Raw genomic sequence first — 4,990 nt, forward strand, 5'->3', positions numbered from 1 at the left:
CCTGTAACCCCAGAATATGCAGCTGAAATCGGCGCTGACGGATTTGCTCCTGATGCTGGTAGCGCGGCTGTTAAAGCCAAAGAAATGGTTGCCTAACACTTATTACAAATGCCTTTCCTTGATATTAAAATGATGTTAAAAAAAAGAAAACGCTAGACTAGCGTTTTCTTTTTTTATCGCTCATATTATTCCACGATTTTTCCTGTCACTGCAGCTCGCCGAACTTCAATTACAAAAGCTTTATATACCTGCTTATTCCCCGATCGATATATAATCGCCCCTGTTACTACATTAACTGAACATTAATTTTATTTTAACACAATGCATTGGAACCTTGTCTTACAATTACTTTAATCTAACCTTTGACCATTCATCCGGTTCATTATAATGGTCTTAACAATTAAAAAACAGACAGAAATCTGACCAGCCATGATACAGATTATTTTTATACCAGTCCAATCAGATTTCCGACAATCGGCAGCCAGAGTGTGGCTAATCCGATAAAAGCCAATTGGAGCCAGACAGTAGCCTTTGGCATATCGGTCATCTTATAATGGCCAGCTGTATAGGTAATCAAAGGAATCGTGTCAATCGGGAATAAATAACAGTTACCGGCACATAGTCCCAAGGTAATGATCAGCAGCGCCGGATTGATACCGGTGGTTGCTGCCAGGCTGATAATGACCGGCGTCAAAACGCCGATCAAGGCGGGTGCCACAGGAACAATCAGCATAATAACAAAACTCAGTACTGCTACAAAAAATACCCCTTCTATAATTGAAAATGATAACGATGATGGCAGGATATAGGTTACAAACCAATCGCTGACACCGTTTGCAACAATTGTGTTGGCAATACATAAAACCGTCCCAATCAAGATAAAGGAAGTCCAGCTCACTGCTTTCATGTATCGCTCCCAGGTGAGAATCTTTATGCCCGGTAAAAAGAAGCAGACACAACCAAATAAGGCTACTACAGTCACTTCAATAGCCGGAAAGAATGAGCTGAGCAGCCAGAACGTAATCATGCCTAATCCGATAAAAATAACTTTAAGCTCTCTGCTGCTGACTTTCTCCTTCACTTCAATTGTCGTCATGTATGCTTGAATCTCAGTCTGTTCAATTTCTGCTGGCGGAAATATTTTTGTCAGAACAAACCAGGCCAGCAGTACCATTACCATCACAATGGGAATGCTGCAAACCATCCACTGGATAAAGGTAATCTGGATTCCCGCCAGATTTTGCAGTAGTCCAATGGTTAATATGTTAATGCCGCTGCCAGCTGGCGTCATCAGTCCCCCCAGCATCACCGCTATCGGAATTCCTATCATTAATGATTTTGCTGTTTGCTGACGATCTGCTTTATTGACGAAAAGCTTGAGAAAACTGGCTCCGATACCCATAAAAACGACTACTGATGGTACATCCGTGACAATCGAAGATACGATAGCTCCAGCAACCATGATCGCCAGGACACAGGTTTTAACATCCTTACCAAATTTTTTAAGCAGAGCATGCAAGATCCGTTGGACAATCGGCGTTGAGGCCACCGCCTCCGCGAGTCCAAATGAAGCCAGGACAAAAAATAAGATCGTGTTGGTAAATCCACTTAGTCCGGCGGTCAGATTTTTTGTGACCCCCAGCATTGGTAATAGCGCCAGACATAGGAAACAAATAACTCCAACTGGCAGCGCCTCAGTAATCAACATGATTAAAAAGAACAGCAGCAGGCCAATGGTTATCAGTCCCTTATCGGTCAGACCCATTGGTATGGGTAGAAAAAAAGCGGCCATCAGCACAGCAATGCTAATAATCAATCCGATGATCTGTTTTTTATTCATAATCCACCTCAATCATAGTTTAAAGATAATAGTTTTTTTTAGCCAACAGTATCGCTATTCATCTCATGAAATAAATAAGAAGCCTATCAATTGATTTGAATATGGCTTCTTATTTGTTATGTAATTATTTTAATGTCATCTTCTTTACGTCTACTATTCTGTTATTTTTTTCCTTGCGTCTATTTCATTCTGATATTGTAACACTTTTTCTGTCGTTAAGCGGTATCCAAAGGTTAACAGAACCGCACCAGCAAGGACCGTACAACCTGGGATTGTACAGAATAAAGTCGTAATACCAGCTTTTAATTCCGGTGTAGCAGTAGCCGGATCCATTTGTGCAACGAATCCTGCGGCAGCCAGCATTGCCGGTATGATTAAACCTTTGATGAAGATAGCGAGTTTCAATGGTAAATTCGATAATCCCATAACCCAGCTTGATGCTGCTTTTCCTGTTTTCCATTCACTGTATATCGATGCATCGCCGTATAAAGCAACCATCAATGCGTAAAGGAATCCTAAGAAGAACTGAGCACATGAAAGGATGATTAGAACGAGCATGATATTACCAACTACGAATTGACAGCCGATCAAGAATACCCCTAGACCGTAGCAACCAATCAGTGCCGCAGTTCGTGTTGACAGTTTTGCGGCAACATATTTACTTAAATATGAGCCAATTACCGCCATAATATTTGCAACCAACAAATATATACTAAACATTGCAACATCGTTTGCGACATAGGTAAAGAAGTATACTGCCGAGCCGGCACAGACAAAGTTAACTGTCCAACGTGCGACATCTGCTAAAAGTAACACTAACAAATGTGGATTCTGAACCAATGATCTAGCCATATCGCCCATGGATATTTTTTCTTTTTTTGGAGTATTCGCATTTGCAGCAGCATTTTCATATGTTACTTCATATCCACTAGTCAGTTTGAAGTGAATGAAATAGCCTAACCAGTAAACACATGCCATTGCGAATGCCGAAATAGTGAACCCAAGTATTGGGTTTTTGACTAATTCACCAACCCATAAAATAGTGGCTAAGCCCATTGCTGAGAAAATAATTTTCCCAACATTTGCATAAGCACCTCGTGTTGCAGATAATTGTGTTCGATCTTCTGGTGTTGTTGATATTGTTGGAATTAGTGCTATATTAGCAACGTACGAGAAGTTCCAAGCCACATGTGAAGTAATGAAAGCGACACAAATGATAACCATTGGTACGATTCCAGTGCCAATAACCGTAAACATCATTGTATAGAGAACGACAACAATTGGTGGTATTACCAACAACCACGATCTGTATTTTCCCCATTTCATTGGTTTAAGAGCATCAATAAATCCACCATAAAAAGGTGACAATACCATATCTACTGTACTTGTTAAGGTCATAATTATTGCAGTAGTTCCCAAATCAAATTTTGCAATGTTTGTTAAAAAATATGCAAAATAAAATACTTCAACATTCGACATCAGTGTAAAACCAAGATCCCCAATACCAAATAATTTCTTAAGCCCTGAACTTAAGGGTTTTTTTTCCATAATAAGAGCCTCCTCAAAATTTTAAATTTTAACTAAAGTAAAATTTCCGGACTTTTACCTTAATTGTATCGTTCATTCAGTAATATTACGAAGACTTACTAAAATAGTAACCCTTTACAACGATTTTGTCAAGCATTTTTTATTAAACAAAGTTTGTTTTACTGTTTTTGTAGTAATATTGCTTTATTTTTTTTTTCTATTTAAATCTTTTGGATTTTTCCTTGTTTATTTTCTCACTTAATGCTAAAATTGCTATGCTACATATGCTTTTAAGGAGATTACTTATGCGAAAAATGACTAAGGGTGAGATGACCAAGGAACGTATCTATCAGAGCGCCAAAGAACTTTTTTACTCTCAGGGTTACAATGCCACTACGATTCAACAAATTGCTGATCGTTCTGATACAACTTTAGGTTCCATGACCTATCATTTTGCAACAAAGGACACCTTTATTGCAAAAATATTTGATGATTATCTCATTTCCATCCACGAGGCACTAAAAGAAAAATTGATCGGATATAAGCCCATTAATGCCTTTGAAAAGCATTTCTATTTAACCATGGTCTGGTATCATCATCTACTCAGTGATCCACACGTCAATAATTTTTATTATGAGATTTCTAAAAACGACTCACTTTATCCTTTTCTTCATGGAAAAATGGGTGAAATCTATCATGACTTTGTTAACGATTATAATTTACGTATTCGTCCCATTGAATTTGATGCCCTGCTAATTGCAGATTTTGGCGCTCGTCGCGAACTCACACGAGCTTTTTGTGAAGCCCGGATAAAAATGCCGGTGGAAGATTTTTCGATTCTTATTATCACCAATACTGCCCGCTGTTTGGGTGTTCCACAGAAGTCAATCTATCGTGTCAGCTATGAAGCATTACTGTTCTTTCGCGAACACGATTTTTCAGAAATCAAATTGCTGATCTAAAAAAGGTCTATTCAGAAATACTCTGAATAGACCTTTTCTAATGATTACTTTGCTCTAAACGTGATAATCACACCTTCTGTAACACTGTTTGCCCAACTACCATCACTGGAAAAAACGATATGCTGCCCTTGAACAATGGGCACAATTGAGAAAAGATCATAGCCTTTTTCATCATAGTCGTTACAGACGACATCAATTTCCTGGGCCAATTCTTCTGCTCTACATTTCCGAAAACCTTTATTATAGTCATTTCCGGTTGATTCCACCTTATCACGAATGGCTACACTGATGTACTTCTTCATTTACTTTTTTCCCCCAACTAAATTTATTCTTCTATTGTATCATAATTACAAAACAACTTCGAACAGAGTTTTCTTATGCCCATAAAAAAACCGCCTCTACTGGAGAGGCGGGGAAAAATAACGACTATTTGTATTTACCTTACGCTGTCGAACTGATCAAACAGCATCGCTCAAATATTGTTTTTTTCATACTTTATAATGTATCTTACGCGGCGAGATTAATCAGCCAGCATTTTAGCTACAACACCAGAACCAACGGTACGGCCGCCTTCACGAATCGCAAAACGTAAACCTTCTTCGATGGCGATTGGGGTAATCAGGGTGATTTCCATTTGCACGTTATCCCCTGGCATAACCAT

4 protein-coding genes and 2 pseudogenes are annotated in these 4,990 nt (G+C 38.7%); 2 read left to right on the forward strand and 4 right to left on the reverse strand.

The features are described from left to right. Nucleotides 1–96, forward strand: a pseudogene (locus U2P91_RS17525) (cobalamin-binding protein); the annotation flags it as partial. A gap of 349 nt (nt 97–445) precedes the next feature. Here U2P91_RS17525 and U2P91_RS17530 read toward each other — a convergent pair. Both U2P91_RS17530 and U2P91_RS17535 read right to left on the reverse strand, forming a co-directional pair. Next, a complete protein-coding gene (locus tag U2P91_RS17530; RefSeq protein WP_111889124.1) occupies nt 446–1,840 on the reverse strand; it encodes an SLC13 family permease in 1,395 nt (464 codons plus the stop codon). Between the two features lie 153 nt (nt 1,841–1,993). Continuing rightward, nucleotides 1,994–3,388, reverse strand: coding sequence for an MFS transporter (locus U2P91_RS17535; RefSeq protein ID WP_322520085.1), 1,395 nt, complete (start codon nt 3,386–3,388; stop codon nt 1,994–1,996). 284 nt (nt 3,389–3,672) lie between these two features. Between U2P91_RS17535 and U2P91_RS17540 the strand changes: the two genes are divergently transcribed. Further along, entirely contained in the window at nt 3,673–4,329 is a 657-nt protein-coding gene (locus U2P91_RS17540; protein ID WP_111889122.1) for a TetR/AcrR family transcriptional regulator, read from the forward strand. Between the two features lie 44 nt (nt 4,330–4,373). Here U2P91_RS17540 and U2P91_RS17545 read toward each other — a convergent pair whose 3' ends face one another. Further along, the gene (locus U2P91_RS17545; protein WP_111889121.1) at nt 4,374–4,631 is read right to left on the reverse strand and encodes a hypothetical protein; all 258 of its coding nucleotides are present in this window, start codon (nt 4,629–4,631) and stop codon (nt 4,374–4,376) included. Nucleotides 4,632–4,849: 218 nt separating this feature from the next. Then, nucleotides 4,850–4,990: pseudogene (tuf, locus tag U2P91_RS17550) on the reverse strand (elongation factor Tu); the annotation flags it as partial.

The sequence above is a fragment of the Acetobacterium sp. K1/6 genome (assembly GCF_034438075.1).
Classification (GTDB): domain Bacteria; phylum Bacillota; class Clostridia; order Eubacteriales; family Eubacteriaceae; genus Acetobacterium; species Acetobacterium carbinolicum.

Coding starts and splice junctions, on each gene's coding strand:
- U2P91_RS17530 (WP_111889124.1), bottom strand. CDS start 1,840: ATGAATAAAAAACAGATCATCGGATTGATTATTAGCATTGCTGTGCTG.
- U2P91_RS17535 (WP_322520085.1), bottom strand. CDS start 3,388: ATGGAAAAAAAACCCTTAAGTTCAGGGCTTAAGAAATTATTTGGTATT.
- U2P91_RS17540 (WP_111889122.1), top strand. CDS start 3,673: ATGCGAAAAATGACTAAGGGTGAGATGACCAAGGAACGTATCTATCAG.
- U2P91_RS17545 (WP_111889121.1), bottom strand. CDS start 4,631: ATGAAGAAGTACATCAGTGTAGCCATTCGTGATAAGGTGGAATCAACC.